15 protein-coding genes are annotated in these 20,787 nt (G+C 43.9%); 11 read left to right on the plus strand and 4 right to left on the minus strand.

Annotated elements, in window-relative coordinates:
* Positions 1–101 precede the first annotated feature (101 nt).
* Genes IEY18_RS02220 through IEY18_RS02230 form a run of 3 tightly spaced genes read left to right on the plus strand, consistent with a single transcriptional unit; the run spans position 102 to position 1,393 of the window.
* Positions 102–590, plus strand: coding sequence for a GNAT family N-acetyltransferase (locus IEY18_RS02220; RefSeq protein ID WP_188917353.1), 489 nt, complete (start codon positions 102–104; stop codon positions 588–590).
* A gap of 12 nt (positions 591–602) precedes the next feature.
* Positions 603–851 carry a DUF2960 domain-containing protein gene (locus IEY18_RS02225; RefSeq protein ID WP_188917356.1) on the plus strand — a complete coding sequence of 83 codons (249 nt, stop codon included), beginning with the start codon at positions 603–605 and terminating at the stop codon, positions 849–851.
* A gap of 32 nt (positions 852–883) precedes the next feature.
* The gene (locus IEY18_RS02230; RefSeq protein ID WP_188917358.1) at positions 884–1,393 is read left to right on the plus strand and encodes an RDD family protein; all 510 of its coding nucleotides are present in this window, start codon (positions 884–886) and stop codon (positions 1,391–1,393) included.
* Positions 1,394–1,421: 28 nt separating this feature from the next.
* Here IEY18_RS02230 and IEY18_RS02235 read toward each other — a convergent pair whose 3' ends face one another.
* From IEY18_RS02235 to lptF, 3 genes are all read right to left on the minus strand, one after another.
* Complete coding sequence (locus tag IEY18_RS02235) at positions 1,422–2,195, minus strand: hypothetical protein (RefSeq protein WP_188917360.1); 774 nt, start codon at positions 2,193–2,195, stop codon at positions 1,422–1,424.
* A 289-nt stretch (positions 2,196–2,484) separates the two neighbouring features.
* Positions 2,485–3,543: an LPS export ABC transporter permease LptG gene (gene lptG, locus IEY18_RS02240; protein ID WP_188917362.1), complete on the minus strand. Its 1,059-nt coding sequence runs from the start codon at positions 3,541–3,543 to the stop codon at positions 2,485–2,487.
* On the minus strand, positions 3,540–4,655 hold the full coding sequence (gene lptF / locus IEY18_RS02245; RefSeq protein WP_188917364.1) for an LPS export ABC transporter permease LptF: 1,116 nt from the start codon (positions 4,653–4,655) through the stop codon (positions 3,540–3,542). The genes lptG and lptF overlap by 4 nt, the downstream gene beginning before the upstream one ends.
* 221 nt (positions 4,656–4,876) lie before the next feature.
* Between lptF and pepA the strand changes: the two genes are divergently transcribed.
* From pepA to IEY18_RS02275, 6 genes are all read left to right on the plus strand, one after another.
* On the plus strand, positions 4,877–6,385 hold the full coding sequence (pepA, locus tag IEY18_RS02250; RefSeq protein WP_188917366.1) for a leucyl aminopeptidase: 1,509 nt from the start codon (positions 4,877–4,879) through the stop codon (positions 6,383–6,385).
* Between the two features lie 503 nt (positions 6,386–6,888).
* The gene (locus IEY18_RS02255) at positions 6,889–7,500 is read left to right on the plus strand and encodes an HAD family hydrolase (RefSeq protein ID WP_188917368.1); all 612 of its coding nucleotides are present in this window, start codon (positions 6,889–6,891) and stop codon (positions 7,498–7,500) included.
* A complete protein-coding gene (locus IEY18_RS02260) occupies positions 7,500–7,715 on the plus strand; it encodes a TIGR02450 family Trp-rich protein (RefSeq protein ID WP_188917370.1) in 216 nt (71 codons plus the stop codon). The genes IEY18_RS02255 and IEY18_RS02260 overlap by 1 nt, the downstream gene beginning before the upstream one ends.
* Positions 7,716–7,888: 173 nt before the next feature.
* On the plus strand, positions 7,889–8,359 hold the full coding sequence (locus IEY18_RS02265) for a DNA polymerase III subunit chi (RefSeq protein ID WP_188917372.1): 471 nt from the start codon (positions 7,889–7,891) through the stop codon (positions 8,357–8,359).
* A gap of 15 nt (positions 8,360–8,374) precedes the next feature.
* Positions 8,375–11,251: a valine--tRNA ligase gene (locus tag IEY18_RS02270; RefSeq protein ID WP_188917374.1), complete on the plus strand. Its 2,877-nt coding sequence runs from the start codon at positions 8,375–8,377 to the stop codon at positions 11,249–11,251.
* A 264-nt stretch (positions 11,252–11,515) separates the two neighbouring features.
* Positions 11,516–13,048, plus strand: coding sequence for an MFS transporter (locus IEY18_RS02275; protein WP_188917377.1), 1,533 nt, complete (start codon positions 11,516–11,518; stop codon positions 13,046–13,048).
* Positions 13,049–13,791: 743 nt separating this feature from the next.
* On the opposite strand, the gene IEY18_RS02280 is transcribed toward IEY18_RS02275, so the two are convergent.
* Entirely contained in the window at positions 13,792–15,243 is a 1,452-nt protein-coding gene (locus tag IEY18_RS02280) for a DUF3360 family protein (protein ID WP_188917379.1), read from the minus strand.
* Positions 15,244–16,364: 1,121 nt separating this feature from the next.
* Between IEY18_RS02280 and IEY18_RS02285 the strand changes: the two genes are divergently transcribed.
* Together IEY18_RS02285 and IEY18_RS02290 are read left to right on the plus strand one after the other, a co-directional pair.
* On the plus strand, positions 16,365–17,441 hold the full coding sequence (locus tag IEY18_RS02285; RefSeq protein ID WP_188917381.1) for a methyl-accepting chemotaxis protein: 1,077 nt from the start codon (positions 16,365–16,367) through the stop codon (positions 17,439–17,441).
* Between the two features lie 163 nt (positions 17,442–17,604).
* A complete protein-coding gene (locus IEY18_RS02290) occupies positions 17,605–20,787 on the plus strand; it encodes an ATP-binding protein (protein ID WP_188917383.1) in 3,183 nt (1,060 codons plus the stop codon).

The raw sequence follows: 20,787 nt of genomic DNA on the forward strand, positions 1-20,787 counted from the left end.
GCTTTGCTCTCGGTAGATGGTTATAATTGGGTGTGCTAACTATCCAAAATTCTCTTAAGTCTTAATTTAAAATACTATTCACTCAGATAGGATATTTGCTTTTGCTACACCCCATAAAGCCGCAATCATGGCAACACATTGAATCCATTCAAACTGCATGCTATCCGCAATTACCTCCAGAATCACTGGTATGTCTACAAAGTAAATGGCGTTTATCACCTGAAACTTGCTTCGTATTCATGCAAAATGAAGAGATCGTTGGTTACTGTTTGGCTCATCCGTGGCAGCGCCAATTGCCCCCTGATTTAAATACCAAGGTTAGCGCACGTCCCGCTTATGATTGCCTATACCTACATGATATTGCGATTTTGCCCAAAGCAAGAAAACGAGGTTTAGCTGAATTGACATTACAAACGCTAAAACAGCAAGCTACCACTTTATCCTTAGCGCATCTTGCATTAGTATCCATTCCGGAAGCGCAGCAATACTGGCGCAACCAGGGTTTTCTATCACTAGACATCAGTAAAGAACTCTCGCCATATGGGCCAAACAGCCAATATATGGAGCTTGCACTGCCCCAATCAATTTAAAAAGAGGAAAATATGGCTCGTCAAGTCGCCTACACCTATAAAAAACAAGCCAAAGTAATTAACTTTGCTTACGACAAGTACCATGATATGTATGAAGCAGTTGCCGCTGCAGAAGGCATTGACCTCACCAGCTTTCTTGCAATGGAACAGCAAGTCGCCATGACCTCAAAAGGCTCACAAGCAGTCAAGGATTACCGAACGAACGAGTTCGCTCGATTTGGTTTTGAAAACATTCATTTTGTTCGCGAAGAAGATGAATAATCGCTATAAAATTCAGTTATTCAAGGAATACAATGCACAACTCTGAACATGCTAATTTCCCGCGAGCTAGCTTTGTGAGACGCTTGGGCGCGATGTTATATGATCTGTTGCTCGCTGTTGCGGTTTATATGCTGGTCGGCACCATTGGATTTGCCATATTTACTGCACTGGTGAAGCTTCAAATCATACCCATGAATGGCTTTGAACATATTTCCGATTTACTGAATAGTACACCACTCTATGCCGGCCTATATCAACTATGGAGCCTCATTTGGGTCGCAGTGTTTTATGCTATGTTCTGGAACCGTGGTGGTCAAACGCTAGGCATGCGAGCTTGGCGCCTGAAAGTGCAACATCCAAACGGGCAAAATTTAAGTTTTATTACAAGCTGTGCACGAGTCGTTTGGTCCGCCTTGGGCATTGGTAACCTATGGATTTTGATCAACCCAGAAAAACTGGCATTACAAGACTCGATGACACGCTCTGAAGTGGTGGTATTGTCGAAGGAAGCAAATCAAATGCGTAACTGGCGAGGCGTATAACTGACCTCGCCCACTGAAATGAGAACACCTATGCTTGGCGAGGCCGCAGCTTATTGCGCAAATGGCTTTGCCTTGCCGACAATATTTTAAAGCGCATTTTTCCACTACTCACACGATGATGTTGAGATTGGCTTTCCGCTTTAACTGAAGTAGTGCCCGCTTGACTCACATGCATTCGCGGCAATCTCACGAGCCACAACAACAAAGCCCCACAAATAGCGCCCAAAAGACAATAGCCATAAATTTGTATATTGAATCCTTCCAGATTAATAGATTCTTGTTTAATGCTGTTCTTGATTCGCTCTTGCTCCAAGTCTATAAGCATCGCCAGCTTCGCAGCTAAAGGTTCGGTTTTTTCATAGAGCGGGCCATCATATGCATCTAAATCCCGCCCAATAAATCCCTGCCGTGGCTTGGTAAAGTCCCGAAGACTTACGAGCTCTATATTCAGGTCCCTGTTGAGTAGCTTAATTTCTTGGATAATTTGAGACATCTCGGGCGTCGTGTTGGATAGCCGATAAGCTGACCACTTCGCGTCGGCCTGTGTCATTGCGTCAGACACGATAAATCCTAATTGCTCAGCGGTCAGTAAGTTACTATTGGCTTTATTCACAGCACGGGTGATTTGAATAGTTGCACTTATGATCCCGGCCAATTTCTCGGTGCGCTCAACACTCTCTTTATAATCGCGGTTCAATGTATTTTTGGCACCATCAATCGTAGACGCACTCTGAAACGCTGCGAGGCCAAATATACAAAAAATTAAGCACACGACAAAGATAGACAATGACCTTGAACTCATAACGCTCTCCTTATCAAATTCTATGACACGAGCACCCATTATCACGGCCCCAATTTAGATACAGCTACTCATCTAGCGATGAAAGACAAGTAGACAAAATAAATCATAGGCTTAAAGTAGGTTTTCAGATAACTTGATAAGTCTAGTACAAAGAAATGACAGTAATTTAAAAATCAACAAAAAAGTTGATAAAATGTTAAAACGCCAACAGCAGAATTGCGCGACAGGCGTTTCAACATTGAAGAACGTGAAAGTAGAAAGCTTGATTTCATTCTATCTAGACCGCTTTTTAGCGACGAATAAAATAAAAAGCGACTCCCATAAACAACAATCCAGGAGCAGCAGCACCGACAAACGCCGGTAATTCGTAAACAAGGCTCATTGGACCAAATATTTCATTACTAATATAGAAAGTAAAACCAGCGACAACACCAAGCAGTACCCGAGCGCCCATGGTAACAGTCCGCAAAGGGCCAAAAACAAATGACAACGCAACAAGCATCATGACGGCAACCGTAATGGGCTGCATTAATTTACGCCAAAACGCCAACTCATAGCGGCTCTGGTCTTGGTTATTCACTTTGAGATACTCTAAATATTCTACCAAGCCTTGAATTGACAAAGCTTCAGGCTTAATCGAGACAACACTAAGCTTATCTGGCGTTAATGTAGAACGCCATTCGTCTTCAGAAACCTGCTTCAATGCCACTCTTTCATCTGAGAGGTAGGTACGCGACACGTTAAATAGACGCCATTTATCTTTTGCATATTCAGCACTATCTGCATGCACGACCTGGTTAAGTTGCAGTGCCTTATCAAACTTATAGAGCGTTATATTTTGCAAACGATTGACGTTTTTAATCTCACCAATATTCACAAATAAATCGCCGTCTTTCGCCCAGATACCGCGCCTCGACTTTATGAGGCTGCCGCCAGTAATTTTGGTTGTTTGTAGTTCGTTGGCCTTTTGTTCAGCAATAGGTGCCCCCCACTCACCTAACGCCATGACCAGCAGCATCAACGGAATTGCTGTCTTCATCGCAGACATTGTAATATCTAAGCGAGACATACCGGCGACTTGCATGACCACTAACTCGGAGTTCGAAGCCAATGCGCCCATACCGATTAAAGCGCCGAGCAACACAGCCATAGGGAAAAACATTTCAATATCACGAGGGATCAAAAACAACACATAGATACCCGCATCCATCATGGTATACGCACCACGACCGACAACGCGAAGCTGGTCAACCCATTTAATAATGCCTGAAAGACCCGTTAAAATAAGCAAACATAATGCTGAAGTGCTTACAATAACTCGAGCGATGTACCAATCAATTATCTTCACGCAATCGCCCTTTTTCGCTTAAATAGTCCGAAGAACTTTGACCCAACTGGTCGATCTTTTCCAAGGAGCAACAACCCGATAATAAAGGCCGAACCATGGATCCACCACATGCCTAAATAACTCGGTACAACTTCGTCCTCTAACGCTTTGCGTCCAGCGATCATCAACCCAAAATAACCAAGGTATAAAAGGATTGCCGGAAACATTTTGGCAAACTTCCCTTGACGAACATTCACACGACCTAAAGGAACCGCAATCAACGTCATTAGTATCAATGCTATCGGGATGGCAAGCCGCCAATGAAACTCTGCAACCGCACCGGGCTCTTCCAACTGAGTCATCAATTGCTCTATTGGCAACGCGGACAACTTCCGCCGGCGTGCATCAACTTCTTGTTCCTTGATCTCCATTTGATAGCCAGTAAACTCAAGTTTTTGATAAGCAACTGACTCTGGGTTCCCTTGATAGCGCTGACCATCATTCAACTGAAGGGACTGACTTCCTGAACTATCCTCGACAACTTTTCCACGCTGAGCTAAAACAATGTTGGTATCGCCGGACTCATCTTCTGGATCTGGCAATTGCGCTACAAATACTTTTTCTAGGCCATTCTTATCATCAATACGCTCAACAAATAGCACGGCTCTGCGGTTCGGGCTGGTTTGAAAACGCCCTTGCACCAATGAGGCAAGCCCAGCTTCAGATTGGGCCTGCTCAAGCACTTGGTTTTGCCTTTCTTCCGCCCATGGAGCGACATAAACAGATAGACAACCGACAACTAACATATTGGCGATGGCTAACAATAGCGTCACTCGAGTCACATACCACTCACTGATCCCTACGCCGTGCAATATCACCATTTCATGTTCGGTATACATACGTCCATGCGCAAGCAGGATCCCTAAAAATAAACTTAAGGGAACCACCAATACAGCTAACTCAGGTAAATTAAGTCCTAACAAAGTGAGCACTAATGAAGCAGGGAATTCTCCATCGGTGGCGTCGGCTAAAACTCGGACAAAATGTTGGCTAAGAAAAATAGTTAATAAGACCAAAAGCACCGCCAACTGCGCTTTTAAAACTTCTCGAATCAAGTATCTAAATACAATCACAGGCTGCTTCCGCCGTCTAAACTTATCTTTTTGCTGGTGTCAGGCAAACTTTCATGTAGACTGTCTACTTTTGATAGTTTTCTGACCAACTACAAGGCTCGATGGCATACAAATGTGCCAAAAATAAACCAGCTTTGAAGTATTAACGTCGCCCGTTTTGGGCACAAGCAGACATTATCTAATAAATATAAAAATTTGTCTTTAAGAATCTAGGAGTGCTCATGGAGTTTAGCGTAAAAAGCGGTAGCCCAGAGAAACAACGTTCCGCCTGCATCGTAGTCGGCGTGTATGAACCTCGCCGTTTATCAGGTATCGCAGAGCAGCTGGACAAGATCAGTGAAGGATATATCAGTAACCTATTACGTCGCGGCGATCTAGAGGGAAAGCCTGGCCAAATGTTACTACTGCACCATGTACCTAATGTGCTCAGTGAGCGTGTTTTGTTAGTTGGTTGTGGTAAAGAGCGTGAATTAGACGAGCGCCAATATAAGCAAATCATCGCGAAAACGATTAATACGCTCAATGAAACCGGTTCGATGGAGGCCGTTTGCTTCCTAACTGAGTTACATGTGAAAGGTCGCGATACTTATTGGAAAGTCCGCCAAGCGGTTGAGACCACAAAAAATAGTTTATATAGTTTTGACGCCCTTAAAACGCGCAAAGGTGAAACCCGTCGTCCATTGCGTAAATTGGTGTTTAACGTACCAACGCGTCGAGAGCTACCAGTCGGTGAACGCGCAATCGATCATGGCGTTGCGGTTTCAGATGGTATGCATTTATGCCGCGATGTCGCGAATATGCCGCCAAACATCTGTAACCCTGCTTATTTGGCATCGCAAGCTCGCCAGATGGCTGAAACCTATGACACCTTAACAGTCACAACCATTGGCGAAGAGCAAATGGAGCAGTTAGGGATGCATACCTACCTTGCCGTTGGCCGCGGTAGCGCCAATGAGTCCATAATGACCGTCATGGAATACAAAGGCGCAGAAGATCAATCTGCTAAGCCAATTGTCCTTGTTGGCAAAGGGCTGACCTTTGACTCGGGCGGTATTTCACTTAAACCTGGCGAAGCCATGGATGAGATGAAGTACGACATGGGTGGCGCAGCAGGTGTCATCGGTGCGATGAAATCTATCTGTGAAATGAACCTCCCCGTAAATGTGGTCGCCGTACTCGCGGGTTGTGAAAATATGCCAAGTGGTAACTCATACCGCCCCGGCGATATTTTAACGACGATGTCAGGTCAAACAGTTGAAGTTCTCAATACAGATGCTGAAGGCCGTTTAGTTTTATGTGATGTCTTAACTTACGTTGAGCGTTTCGACCCTGAACTAGTCATTGATACCGCAACATTGACCGGAGCCTGTGTTATTGCTCTTGGCAAGCATGCGTCAGGCTTATTTTCTTCGCATAACCCACTAGCGCATGAAATCTTGAATGCAGGCGAGCAAAGTGGTGACCGAGCATGGAGAATGCCGCTATGGGATGAGTACCAAGACTTATTGGATAGCCCATTTGCTGACATGACCAACCTTGGTGGCCGTCCTGCGGGTTCAATAACGGCTGCTTGTTTCCTTTCTCGCTTCACCAAGAAGTACAACTGGGCACATATCGATGTTGCAGGTTCTGCATGGAACAGCGGGGCTAATAAAGGCTCTACGGGTCGTCCTGTACCAATCCTGACGCAGTTTGTTTTGAACCGTGCAGGTGTAGAACAAGGCGAGTAAATAGAGTTTTAGCCTAAACAGCTCAAGCGCCTCTAAAGAAGTGGAGTTTTATACTCCACTTTTTTTGTCCCCTTGGATTGGCGATTAATTTTTTTAGTCTCAATCCAGAAAGCTTTTTAGCTGCGTCACTTAATCATTAAACAAAGAAAGTTTTCTCTTAGAATACAAACGAAGAACTCTCCGAGGGCAAGCTATTAGTACACAGCAAACCAGTTCGCAATTAACCAGCAACTGATTCATCCCAATAAAATCCTTAAGCACTCTTAGTTCCGCAGCCAAGCGACCAACAAATCGGTTTAACAATATTTTTGAACCATAAAAACCTATGGCTCGTATTGCATCCCAAACTTCGTGTAGTCTTGGAAGAGCAACACAAAACAGCACTCAAAATGCAACAGCCTTGATGTCAGCAAACTGACAAAAGTTGGTATTTTGATTGCTAACAAGCAACAAAGCAGCTTTGGCTTTGTACTAAAGCCAGTGTAGTTTTTTAAGGAGGGGCAATGTCAGAATTACCGGTGGTTCACGGTGTCATCTTTGACTTGGATGGCACTCTCGTGACATCGAACATAAATTTTGAGCTCATTCGAAAACAAATCGGTTGCCCTCTAGAAGTGGATATACTCGGATATATCAAAGACCTACAACCAGCCCAAGCGGCAGAAAAAGCTCTACAGATCATCATCCAGCATGAATTAATCGATGCCCTTCAAAGTCGAGCAATAGCTGGCGCTACCGTTTTACTCAATTATCTACAGCAAAACGCTTACCCTACCGCAATTGTAACCCGTAATTGCCTCCAAGCCTCGCGCTTAAAAACGGATAGAAACCAAATTCAAGTTCAAACACTTCTGACACGAGAAGATTATCCACCCAAACCAGCCCCTGACGCACTGAATGCCATAAGCAAACAATGGTCTATTGCACCTGAAAATCTAATGTACGTAGGCGACTATCTTTATGATATTCAAGCGGCGAACAATGCCGGAATGCAATCTTGTTTTATTAACCACGGCACAAAGATAAGTTATGAACATCAGGCAGACCTGATTATTTCCAACCTCAATGAACTCAAGCTGCAACTGGAAAAACAGCGGCACCTTCGGACAGCTTAATGAACTTCATTCACCCGAAGAAACTGCTTCATAGCAAATGGACCAAAATCAAAGTTATTAATAAGCTCAAACACTTTACGGTAATAAAAGTGAGCTTCAACGAAAAGCAGCAAGTGATTGAGTGCAGTATGAGAGCAGAGTTTACAGGACAAGAATTTGCTCTCGATTGGCGAGAACTTAAAAACGCCAATGAGTGGCAAATGGGTTGGCTTTAGTATAAATAACCCTGCCCCAAATTAAATTGATTTATTCTGCATACGATGCAATATCGAACAAGAAGCATAAATATCGATGGCAGCAGACCAATCAGTCCTTAATAATATGCTGAATACTATGCGGCGGTTAGTGTAAAATAATCGGTTCAAATTTACCGAGAGCCAAATAGACGATGTCCCAAGCACTGTTTTATGTCATAGATCCTCAGGTTGACAGTTCACTTTCTGGTACTGATCCGATCTATACCCTTGCTTGCCAATTGGCTCAACATGCCTATATGGCACAACAACTGATCTATATTCATTGCCAAGATCAACAGCAAGCCCATGATATAGATGAGCTACTTTGGCAATTTGAACCTCAAGCTTTTGTGCCACATAACCTAAAAGGTGAAGGCCCAATGACCGGAGCCCCTGTTGAAATTGGGTTCGATCGCCTTGGACCCAATAAAAAACGTCATCTGCTACTAAATCTTGCAGACCAGACCCCTTCATTTGCGGTAAACTTTGGCCAAATATTCGATTTTGTTGCTAACAATGATAATGACAAGGCCAAGGCCAGAGATCGTTATCGACAATACCGCGCGCTCGGCATCGCCTTGACGACGCAAAATTTAGCAACACACCCACTAAATTTAGTTTAAGAAGCAAACGCTCCCATGGAAAAAACATATAATCCGCAGTCGATCGAACAGTCCCTTTATGAAAACTGGGAACAAAAGGGCTATTTCAAGCCACATGGCGATGAGTCAAAAGGCAACTATTGCATCATGATCCCGCCGCCGAATGTTACCGGCAGCCTGCACATGGGTCACGCATTCCAAGATACGATTATGGATACCCTCACCCGCTACCAGCGAATGAAGGGACTCAATACCCTTTGGCAGGTTGGTACTGATCACGCGGGCATTGCGACACAAATGCTTGTCGAGCGCAAAGTTGCCGCAGAAGAAGGCCTGAGCCGTCATGATCTTGGCCGTGAAGCCTTTATCGATAGAATTTGGGATTGGAAAGAACAATCAGGTGGGACAATCACCAAACAACTCCGTCGCCTTGGCGCTTCTGTAGACTGGGATCGCGAACGTTTTACCATGGACGAAGGCATGTCTGCCGCGGTTCAGGAAGTGTTTGTTCGTTTATACGAAGACGAAATGATCTATCGTGGTAAGCGCCTTGTGAACTGGGATCCAAAACTACACACCGCAATTTCAGATCTAGAAGTTGAAAATAAAGAAAAGCAAGGCAGCATGTGGCACTTTCGCTACCCGCTCGCCGATGGAGAGCTCACCGCGGATGGCAAAGATTACTTAGAAGTCGCCACCACTCGCCCAGAGACCATGCTTGGTGACAGTGCTGTCGCGGTTCACCCTGATGATGAACGCTACGCCTCGTTAGTGGGCAAGTTTATCCTTCTCCCTATCGTCAATCGTCGTATTCCCATTGTTGCCGACGACTATGTGGACATCGAGTTTGGCACTGGCTGTGTAAAAATAACCCCAGCTCACGACTTTAATGATTATGAAGTGGGTAAACGCCATGCGCTGCCTATGTATAACATTCTAACGGTTGATGCCGCGATCCGCAGTGAAGCAGAAGTGGTCAATACTGACGGAACGATCAACAAAAACCTTACAGCCACAATGCCAGAGCGATATGTTGGCTTAGATCGATTCAAAGCAAGAACCGCAGTTGTTGAAGAATTTGAAACTCTCGGTTTACTTGGAAAAATTGACCCTCACGGCTTGAAAGTACCATATGGTGATCGTTCTGGAGTCGTTATTGAACCGTTATTGACGGATCAATGGTATGTGGCGGTTGCGCCAATGGCGAAAACCGCAATGGAAGCGGTTGATAATGGTGACATTAAATTCGTTCCTCAACAGTACGAAAATATGTACAACTCTTGGATGCGTGATATTCAAGACTGGTGTATCTCCCGCCAACTATGGTGGGGGCACCGTATTCCCGCTTGGTACGATGAATCAGGCAAAGTCTACGTAGGCCGCGATGAAGCTGAAGTGCGCGCAAAACATCAACTCGACGACAGCATCGTCTTACGTCAAGATCCAGATGTGCTCGACACTTGGTTTAGCTCTGCGCTTTGGACATTCTCAACACTCGGTTGGCCTGAAGATACCGATGCACTTAAAGCATTCCATCCGACTGATGTTTTGGTCACTGGTTTTGACATAATCTTTTTCTGGGTCGCCAGAATGATCATGATGACCATGCATTTCATTAAAGATGAAAATGGAAAACCACAGGTACCTTTTAAAACGGTTTATGTCACTGGTCTTATCCGCGATGAAGCCGGTAACAAGATGTCGAAATCAAAGGGTAATGTCCTTGACCCACTCGATATGATTGATGGTATCGACTTAGAGTCGCTTGTCGCTAAACGTACTGGCAATATGATGCAGCCTAAACTGGCGGCAAAAATTGAGAAAAGCACTCGCAAAGAATTTGCAGACGGTATTGAGGCGCACGGTACTGATGCTCTTCGCTTCACTCTCGCATCAATGGCGTCAACAGGTCGCGATATTAACTGGGATATGAAACGTCTCGATGGCTATCGCAGCTTTTGTAACAAAATCTGGAATGCTTCACGTTACGTGTTAATGAACACCGAGGAGCAAGATTGTGGCTTTGCCGACGCAGACGGCAATGTAGGTGAAATGAAATTCTCACTTGCAGATCGCTGGATCACTGGTTTATTCAACCAGACGGTTCAAGCTTATGATGAACATATGGCGAACTATCGCTTTGATCTTGCCGCGACCACACTGTATGAATTTACTTGGAATCAGTTCTGTGATTGGTACTTAGAACTCACTAAGCCTGTACTTCAAAATGGTACAGAGGCCGAACTTCGAGGAACACGACATACCTTAGTCACGGTTCTAGAAGCAATGCAACGCTTGATGCACCCAATGATGCCATATATTACTGAAACCATTTGGCAACGCGTAAAACCTATCGCTGGTGTCAGTGGCGAAACCATTATGCAGGCACCATTCCCTGAGTTTGACGCTACCCAGGTGAATGAAGCAGATCTTGAAGATCTCGAGTGGGTCAAACAGGTCATCGTTGCAGTACGTAACGTGAGAGCTGAACTCAACATCGCCCCATCTAAACCGCTAAACGCCCTGCTTCGCAGCGTTAGCGAACAAGATAAGGCGCGTGTAGAAGCCAATCAAACCTTCTTCACAACGCTCGCAAAGCTCGAGTCCATGACGATTTTGGCGGATGGTGACACAGCGCCGATGTCAACAACCCAACTTGTTGGCGAAATGGAGCTCTTGATCCCAATGGCCGGTCTTATCGATGTCGACGCGGAAATGGCCCGTATCGATAAACAACTGGAGAAACTTGCTGGAGAATTTAAACGCATTGAAGGCAAGCTTTCAAACCAAGGCTTTGTCGCGAAAGCACCAGCAGCTGTCATCGAGAAAGAACGTGCTAAGCAAGCTGAATGTCAACGCGATATGGAAAAGCTTAACGAACAAAAAGCTGAGCTAGCCAAGCTAGAAGCTTAATTGTATAGCGAGTTATCAACGGCAGTCGCAAGGCTGCCGTTTTTATTGGTAACCAAGAACAGCATCAGTAAATTTACATCTGCTTACGTTTTCTCAAGCGCAGCATGGTTTGAGTTTTGGTGTTTGCTCACAAATTGGGTAAAGTAGCCCATTAACAAAAACTCAGCTCCAATATGTGAGCCTCAATATAATAAATAAAACCATCGGTCCGGGACACCAACTCAGCGTGAATCCAAAGATCGGGAGTCTAAATAAAGGAAGGGTATGAGTGATTCAAATCATCACGCAGAGAATGATCTGCGCGAAGTAAAACAATTAGGCATGTGGGCCTCGATCGCCAGTTTGAGCTATGTTTTTTGGCTTGTTGGCGGTATGGAACTTGTGGAGCGAATCGCCTATTACGGCGTTAAAGCAAGTGCTGGCTTATACGCAAAAGCGCCTCAATCAGAAGGTGGACTCGGCATTAGCTTAAGCGATTACGGTATCATTATTTCGCTTTGGGCAATCATGCAAACCTTTGTACCCGTTTTTACTGGCGGGATTTCAGACCGTGTGGGGTACAAGGAAACGATCTTTGTTTCAACCGTCATTAAGATTGGTGGTTATTTATTGATGGCCTTTTTCCCAAGTTTCTGGGGATTCTTGTTTGGCGCAATGCTATTAGCCGGTGGTACCGGTATTTTTAAACCCGGAATTCAAGGAACTTTGGTACTCGCCACCAATCGCAATAATACGTCGATGGCGTGGGGCATATTCTATCAAGTGGTCAATGTCGGTGGGTTCCTCGGCCCGCTTGTCGCAGTACATATGCGTCAGCTATCTTGGGATAATGTATTCTACGCCTGTGCTGCAATCATCTCGCTCAACTTCCTCTTTCTTCTCACCTATAAAGAGCCTGGTAAAGAGGAGCGCTTGGAACGTATTCGCCAAGTTAAATCGGGAGAAGTAACTCAAGAAGCATTATGGAAAGATGCATGGCGTGAACTTAAAAAGCCCGTCGTTATCTATTACATGCTCGTTTTCTCAGGCTTTTGGTTCCTGTTCAATTCACTTTTTGACGTATTACCCATCCATATTGCCGAATGGGTTGATACCAGCATTATTGTAAATACGCTATTTGGCCCTGAAGGGACGACAAGTGGCATTTTGCAGTTTTGGTTAGGATTGGATAACGCAGGTACAAAAGTCATGCCTGAGGGCATGCTCAACCTCAACGCAGGCATGATTATGACCAGCTGCTTCCTCGTCGCAGCCTTAACCGCAAAATATCGCATTACTTCGGCAATGTTAGCGGGCTGCCTACTCAGCATATTTGCCTTCCTCATTATCGGGGCGACCAATTACGCTTGGTTTATCGTGCTCGCGATTGCCATGTTCTCGTTGGGCGAAATGATGATCAGCCCGAAAAAGAATGAGTTTATGGGTAACATTGCCCCTAAAGGTAAAAAGGCGATGTACCTTGGTTTTGTAATGCTCCCCCAAGGCCTTGGCTGGGGACTTGAAGGGTATTTTGGTCCTAAACTCTACGAAATCTATGCATCAAAAGAGCTGTTCTCACGGGATTTATTGCTCGAAAAAGGCATGAGCAGCGCAGATGTCTCAGCAATTCCGCAAGGTGAAGCCTTTACGACGTTAGTGGCTTATACAGGTCAAAGTGCACAAGAATTAACGACCCTCCTTTATAACACTCATAATATAGGAATGGCTTGGTACATTATTGCTGCCATTGGCACGATTTCAGCGGTAGGCATTTTTCTGTACGGCAAATGGCTATTGAAGCTTCAAAAACAGCAATAGTCTCCTGTAAATTAAATGTTCTTAAAAACCGGCTTTGGCCGGTTTTTTTATTTGAATTTACCTTTAGTCTGAACAACACCTCAGCTCGCAAACGCGTTAGCCACCCCATCAGTATTGCCAGTACAGTCCCGCCAAAAACATCTAACCATGTTTATACCCTGTCGCCTAAGCCATGCTTTTTTTATCTTTCGGCCTCTGTTTCTACGCTGCAACTCAAGCGTCGCACTTCTGAGGTCTGTTGAAAGGAGCAATAAGAAAGTGCAGGCTCAATTAACAATACGCCTATAATTCGCGGTACATAATGCGTTCACGACATGAATACTCGCCCACAAGTAACAATACTAAAGTCATCCTCATAGCAGATCTCAACACATAAGCCCTAAGCGTTAAAATCCTGGCGTATTTTGAGGCAAATGACGCCCTATCGGAAAAACTAAGATCAACTGCAAGCATGCTCAATACGCTTCTATACGGCCTCAAGGCTATACTAGCCACTTTATTACGGGCATAAAAAAGGCTGGCAGATATAAAATCTGTCAGCCTAATTTTGTATCACCCTCAGTTTCTTATGAACCGATTTGATGACTTCCTTCAACTATTCTAATAAGTTGTTATTACTCCCGACCGCTAAAGTGAAAAGAGTCCATTTCCTCACTTAGCAATACGGCTTCAAACTGAGATTGAGCAGCTTGAAACAAAAACGGCTAAAGGAGTCCCTTAGCCGCTTTAAAACTTAATAGGTTTTATAGAATTGCAGGGATACCTGGCAATTGACCTACAAGTGCAAGTGCACCAACACAAATAACAAATGCAATCATTGGGATAACGAACTTGTCAGCAAACTTCAAGCGGTCTGCACGTTCTTTGTCACCAATGAGACCCATGTTGTCTAGTAACATGGTTAGAGCCCAACCAAATACTGGGTTTACGAATGCACAAGCAAACATACATACACCAGCAGTTTGTGAACTTTGAGTGTCACGAACCATTTGCATACCAGCTTCAAGTAGTGGCAAGAATACACCAACTAGAAGCGCAACACGGAGTACAGGCTCCCACATTGCTAGATCCATTGGGTAACCAAGAACACCAGCAAGCACACACATAACGCCAGTAAGAATCGCACCACCTGGGATAGGACGCTTAGCGATAGCAGCTGGGATCATGTATGTACCCCAAGAAGATGCTAAGTTACTACCACCAAGAACCGAACCAACGATTTGACGAATAGAACAAACTGTCATTGTGTCATCAACGTTCATCAATACGCCATCAGCTTTTCTTGGGTAGTTAAGCTCTTGGAATACACGGTGACCTAGGAAGTCAGGAGACCACATAGCTACAGCAAGAATCGCAAATGGGATAACTGCTACAAAGTGGCTTAGCTCAGGCCAGCCTAGCTGCCAACCAGTATTTTCACCCCACCAGAACATTGGGCTCAATGGTGGTAGACCTGGTTCAGTCACAAATTCAAATGGCGTACCCATTAAGAATGCAACAACACCAGCAAGGAATGAACAAAGAGGAATCGCTAACCAACGCTTGTTAACCTTCGCAAGGTAAGCGTAAACCACTACCGTAACGAAAATCACACCGAATGACACATAGCCACGCTCAATACCAGTTGACCAAGATTCAAGTTTAGCAACCTGACCAATCAGACCAACTGCACCTAAATAAATAAGCAAGCCACCCCGGACCCCTTCACCACTGAGTTCAACGAGCTTGGAACCACCTTTACTGGCACTAAGTAAGAGTCCGAATACACCCACCATAATACCCAAGGCGAGCGGGTGACCACCTGCTGCAGCAATCAATGGAATCAGCGGAATCATTGGACCGTGAGTACCGGCCAAGTTTGTATTAGGGTTTAATACTGCTGCAAAAACAACTGCGAAAAGTACACCAGCAATCAATAACTCTAAACGTACGTTTTCAGCAACAAACTCAGGTGATAAGCCAAACTGAGTAGCAAAAGCTGCTGCCATCGCGGTAACCATTACAACTTTACCAATGGTTGCTGCCAAAGCAGGAATCGTATCTTCTATTTCAATACCATAATCTTTAAACGGTAGGTTAATTCCCCAGCGCTTAAACTTCATGATTGATAGCTCGTGTTCTAGATAGCTATCACGTGTTTCGAATGAGCTAGCTGGCTTATGCAGCTGCTTATACGAACTGGACTCTGTAGACATAGGTTACCCCTGAGGTTTAATCCAACAATCTTATTGAGGCTGCCGCAAACTCAGCATCAATAATTTAGCTTAACGTTTCATAATCAGTGGCGGCTGATTCTAGTTAAGGCCAAAAGCCAAATCAAACAGGTGAAAATCAGCACCATTTTTACTTTTGAGCATCAACCCAAAGCCTAGAAAACATAATTTTACAAATTTAATACCCTTATAAAACAGCAACTTAAGCTATCAATAAATTAAGGTATTCGTGAAGTAACAACTCATAAAAAAAAGCAACTAAAACAATAAAAAACAATAACTTAATCAACTACCTCCGATTAACGCCTTGCATTAGCTTTTACAAAACTCGATCTGACTCACGCTCACAGCGGTTTATTGAGACATATCTTAAAACCAACTCTGAATGCCAAGTTTTAATCCCCGTTTAAGCTCACGATGACCTTGCGTTCGTGATCTAGATAAACAAAGTACGATTTATTTATCAGATGCTCACAAATTTAATCATTGGTTTACATTTGAAGACAAATTACAGGATTTTCTATGAAAAAATGCATAACTCGCGAGCGACCACCATCCCAAAAAACGCAAAATCGCTCAAAAAACAACCTCTAAATATAACCTTATGATACAAAAAGATTTATTTTAGGGTTTTCAAAAATAGCGAGCCGTTAATTATCAAGCCCTAAATTAATAAATAACAATCACATTTCTACGATATAACGATGACCACAAACACCCTGAGCATTGACCAATAATTACAAAGACACCCACCTTAATCGACATAAATTAAGCGTAGCCTAATAAACTAAAGCTGCAAAAACTTGGATCACAAACTGCATTCATCTACCAAGAAGCGCCAAAATTTCCGCCTAGGTTGTCCAAGTCCATTGCAACCAGTGACATCAATTTCTACACACCACCTCATGCCATAAACGAAAAAAACCTCAGCCACAAATTCCAATTTGGAATACATAAAGGCTTTACAGATCAAATATATACAAGCCACTAAAAATACTGATACTTTGATAAATAATCGTTAAAGTTTATTGCAAGCAGAACGCTATATAAGAATGGCGCTTTAAAAGCTGGTTTTATTATTCACTTCAAACAAGGTCCTCATCATGTTTTTTGGTCATCAACTCAAAATAGAAAATGCTGAACTCAAAAAGCAGCTCACTGAATCAGAGTCTCGCTATCAAGCACAAATTGATGCGCTGTCTTTGCAACTCGAAGAAGCATTGGAAGGCAAAAAAGATGCTGAAAGGGCTCAGAAGGAATATTCCAACGTGATTGGCTGCCAGCTTCAAGGCGGTGAGATGCTTTCTTCAATCCGTGAGGGGCTCGCAGCAAGCGCTGAACAACTGATGGATGAAAAAAGCGCCTTAGCCAAACTCGATGAAGTCTTTGATGAAACCCGCACCGCCATCAGCCGACTTGAATCTAGAGCCAAAAATATTAACGACCAAGCGGAACGAAATCTTGTTGCCGTTGGCGAATTAGATCAAACCACCTCTTCCATCAGCACTTTTGTTGCCGCGATTCAGGGCATTTCAGATCAAACCAACCTGCTTGCATTGAATGCCGCCATTGAAGCAGCAAGAGCTGGTGAAGCCGGTCGAGGATTTGCTGTCGTTGCTGACGAAGTAAGACAACTTGCAAGCAAGGCTCACGAAGCCAGTGGCCAGATCGAATCGTTGGTAAAACAGATAATGCAACAAGCTCTAGCGATAAAAAATATCGTCGATGAAAATCAGCAAAGCGCAGAAGAAGTCGCTGCATCTTCTTCGCAAATTGATCGCGTTGTAGAACAAGTACTCGATACCTCTCACCATATGCAAAGTGTAATCGAATCCGCTGCTACGAGCTCATTCTTAAATACAGTAAAACTGGATCATGCGGTTTGGAAAAATAATATCTATAGCTTACTCGACGACAAACGCTTCAACGAAACAGTCAACACTCACACAGAATGCCGACTCGGTCAGTGGTACTTCAAGGGCGATGGCGCCGAAAACTATTGCCAATATCCAGGCTATAGCAATATTGATGCACCACACAAGCTAGTCCATGATTCCGGACGCGCAGCGCTTGTTGCTGGTGGAAATACGGATATCAACGGCATGGTAAGACATTTAGAGGCGATGGAACAAGCGAGTGTTAGCGTGGTACGTAGCCTTGATGGACTCATTGCCAATTAATGGAAGGTGAGAAGCGCCCTCTCAAGCCATAGCGTCCAAAACAACGCCATGTTCATATCCAATGACTTCGAAAAATTTGTTGATTTAACTATGAATTTTTAGGCACAAACAACAAGAACAAGCTATTATTTGATAAGAAATATAGGTTATGTGGAGTGTTGAATTGGACTCAAATGCACATCCGTTGGTGCAGGAATTGGCTGCGCCAGCTTTTGTAATTGCACAGGACGGCAAATGGCTGGGTGCAAATACAGCTTTTCAGCAAGACGACATACTGACACTTCACCAGCAAGCTCTTTGTGATTTCATTCGTCCTTATTTACAAGACTCCCACAAAAATATCACTTATACCTCAAGTGACCACAGAGTCAGCTTGTCACTCACGAAGCTAGTTAGCCATGAAACTCTCGTGAGTTGTCATCGATTAAAAAGACGTTCTAGCACGCCAGCGCTCCAAGAGGAACAAAGCTACTTCGTCATTCTTGATCCCCAAAACAAGGTGATTTGTAGTAGTCATCCGCAATTGACCGCGCAACAACCAGTGCAGGATCAAATGCTCAATATATTTGATGAAGAAGCAAACTCTCAAATAGAGCAACTGCTAGCACAACTGCCACAAACCATGTTTAGTGAACGAAATGTTTTGCATAAAGGTCAACAATTTGTTTTTAGCGCTGAGCCATTAGGGCTCGATGAGATGGATATCATCCTATTATCTTGGCAGAATTCAGGCAGTGGATTTCAACCGATCTCAGGAATTAGTCAACGTTATCGCTATTTACTCAAGGCTGTGAATGGCCTCACCGACGGTCTTATTATTTGCGATAACCTCGGTAAAGTTGTCTTGCTCAACGAGCGTTTTCATACGTTATTCCCTTATACATCCGATAAACAATATGCTGGCTGGTCGGTTCAATCTCTTGCCAAAATCTTGCTGAGTCAGGAGCTCAAAGATCACCCTCAAAAAGCACAAAAGTTGATTCACTGGATTGACAGCAAATTTGAAAATAATGAGCCCCTCAGCTTTTCATTCAGAACCAAGGCCGGTCATTACCTCGAATATCGTGATCGCCTAACTGAGCAAAATGAACGGATTGGATTGATTATTGATAACACGAAAACCACAATTCTCAATCAAAAGCTAGAAGACGCATTTGCAAAACTCAGCCGAGATAGCGAAGCAAAAAGCCAATTTATGGCAGTGATGGGACATGAAATCCGCACACCACTCAATGCCATTATCGGTCTACTCGAGCTGAGCCTTGGCGAACCATCAAATAGAGAAAATCGAAATTTACTCGTCGCACATCGCAGTGCAAAGCATTTACTGTCGTTACTCAACGATGTGCTTGAATTCACGCGTTTTGAATCCAGCAAAGTCAATCTCACCAAAAATCCAACGGATATTCGTCAGCTTTGTGAAGACGTATTAATAACCTTTGCAGCTCAGGCTGTACAACATGACTTCTGGCTGGACTTATACGTTGATCCCGAAGTGGCTAAAATTGTACTTTGTGACGATGTACGACTCACTCAGGTTCTGCATAACCTGATTAGTAATTCCCTTAAATTCAATACCCAAGACCAACCAACCGTACTCATCGTTGTTGAAAAACTGGCCACTACGGGGAATCAGCAAACTTTGAAAATATCTGTTTTGGACAATGGTATTGGAATCTCTAAAAAGGAACAAAAACGGATTTTCAAAGGCTTTATGCAAGCTTCAGAAGAAACCCATCGCAAGTTCGGCGGTTCAGGGCTTGGTTTAAGTATCTGCCAGAAAATATGCCATTTAATGGGATCACAACTAGAAGTCATCAGTGAGGTTGGCGAAGGAGCCTGCTTGTTCTTTACCGCTGATTTCGAATGCGCAGATCAGGCGTTACCAGAAAACTATAAAAGCCTCAGCAACTCATCCGTTGATTTTTATTGTAATCATGAAGGGTTCACCCATAGTTTAGATCGCTACGGACAAATGTTAGGTTTTAAAGTCGAATATGTCCCAAGCCCCGAGCTCATCCATATTTTAAAGCTCGATGCAGCCTTATTGATCGACTTCAATCAAAGTGACATCCCAAATAACCATCACTTTCATGAGCATCTCAACCAGATGTCGCAAAAGAAAGCGAGCTTAGTCGGAACAGCAAATGTTCATCGGCAATCAGACATCGCCCAAATCAGCTTGATGCCATTAAAACTCAACCAAATTGCGAACCTCGTCAGCCGCACGGTTGAACAAAACGCCCCTTCACTCGAAACAGGTTCCCATTTGGCAGCCAAGGGCAATCAAGATGATCTCTGGCATATTCAGCTACTGATTGTAGAAGACAATGAAGACAATATTTATCTATTTAAACAACAAATTAAAAGTATTGGCGTGCAAGCTGACTTCTGCTTAGATCCCATAGAAGCTCTCGAGTTATTCAAGAACAAACATTTTGATGTTGTCATTACAGATTACCAAATGCCCGGGTTAACTGGCGCAGAGCTCGCGAAAAAAATCCGTGATGATGAGGTAGAAAAATGCAAACAGCATAGCCAGATTTTTGTATTAACCGCAGACCGTTCAGACACTTGCTTACAAGCTTGTGACGCAGCAGAAGTCGATCGCCTGCTGGCCAAGCCGCTATCTCTTGGCAAACTAAAAGAGTTGTTACAACAGATTAATATGCTATTCATTCAACCTTCGGAACCCACATCTCCCAAGGCACCGACAAGTGAGCTTGATGCTGACACCAGCCTAGATGAACACTTTAAAGACCGAGATGATTTATTCCTTGACCCATTTGCAGATGACGACGATGAGGCCAACGATATAGCGTGCGACGATGGTGTACACAATCAGCAGCCTGATAACCATGAGACACGAAATGCGACGGTTACCGACGTGGAACACACCTCGAATATCGATGACAAAGATCCTAGCCAAGTCGAGGCTAGTGCCGTAAAAAACACCCCGCACCATCACGCTGATAACTCAGCATCTGGTGCCACGAATACAAACGATGTTTGTGTTGATATTCAACAGATTTACGAATTTACAGGGGATGTTGATAACGATACGCTAATCGACTTAGTAGAGCAGTTTTTGCAAAACCTTGAAACTAGAGCTAAGTCACTGACTTTTGCGATGCAAGTTGCAGATTATGCCAAGGTAAGTAGTATTGCTCATTCAATTAAAAGTAGCGCATTATACTTAGGTGCGAAGCCACTCAGCCAAGCTTGCCAAGCTTTGGAGCACGCAGCGAAATCTGCTGAAAATGAGCAACAAATCGAAGCAATTTGGCAAAATGTAGAGCGAGAGTTTGCACGAATGCGCACCTTCTTTAAGTCATGGAAGCCATAA

The organism is Shewanella gelidii, assembly GCF_014647855.1.
In the GTDB taxonomy this organism is placed as follows: domain Bacteria; phylum Pseudomonadota; class Gammaproteobacteria; order Enterobacterales; family Shewanellaceae; genus Shewanella; species Shewanella gelidii.

Coding starts and splice junctions, on each gene's coding strand:
- IEY18_RS02225 (WP_188917356.1), top strand. CDS start 603: ATGGCTCGTCAAGTCGCCTACACCTATAAAAAACAAGCCAAAGTAATT.
- IEY18_RS02230 (WP_188917358.1), top strand. CDS start 884: ATGCACAACTCTGAACATGCTAATTTCCCGCGAGCTAGCTTTGTGAGA.
- IEY18_RS02235 (WP_188917360.1), bottom strand. CDS start 2,195: ATGAGTTCAAGGTCATTGTCTATCTTTGTCGTGTGCTTAATTTTTTGT.
- pepA (WP_188917366.1), top strand. CDS start 4,877: ATGGAGTTTAGCGTAAAAAGCGGTAGCCCAGAGAAACAACGTTCCGCC.
- IEY18_RS02255 (WP_188917368.1), top strand. CDS start 6,889: ATGTCAGAATTACCGGTGGTTCACGGTGTCATCTTTGACTTGGATGGC.
- IEY18_RS02260 (WP_188917370.1), top strand. CDS start 7,500: ATGAACTTCATTCACCCGAAGAAACTGCTTCATAGCAAATGGACCAAA.
- IEY18_RS02265 (WP_188917372.1), top strand. CDS start 7,889: ATGTCCCAAGCACTGTTTTATGTCATAGATCCTCAGGTTGACAGTTCA.
- IEY18_RS02270 (WP_188917374.1), top strand. CDS start 8,375: ATGGAAAAAACATATAATCCGCAGTCGATCGAACAGTCCCTTTATGAA.
- IEY18_RS02275 (WP_188917377.1), top strand. CDS start 11,516: ATGAGTGATTCAAATCATCACGCAGAGAATGATCTGCGCGAAGTAAAA.
- IEY18_RS02280 (WP_188917379.1), bottom strand. CDS start 15,243: ATGTCTACAGAGTCCAGTTCGTATAAGCAGCTGCATAAGCCAGCTAGC.
- IEY18_RS02285 (WP_188917381.1), top strand. CDS start 16,365: ATGTTTTTTGGTCATCAACTCAAAATAGAAAATGCTGAACTCAAAAAG.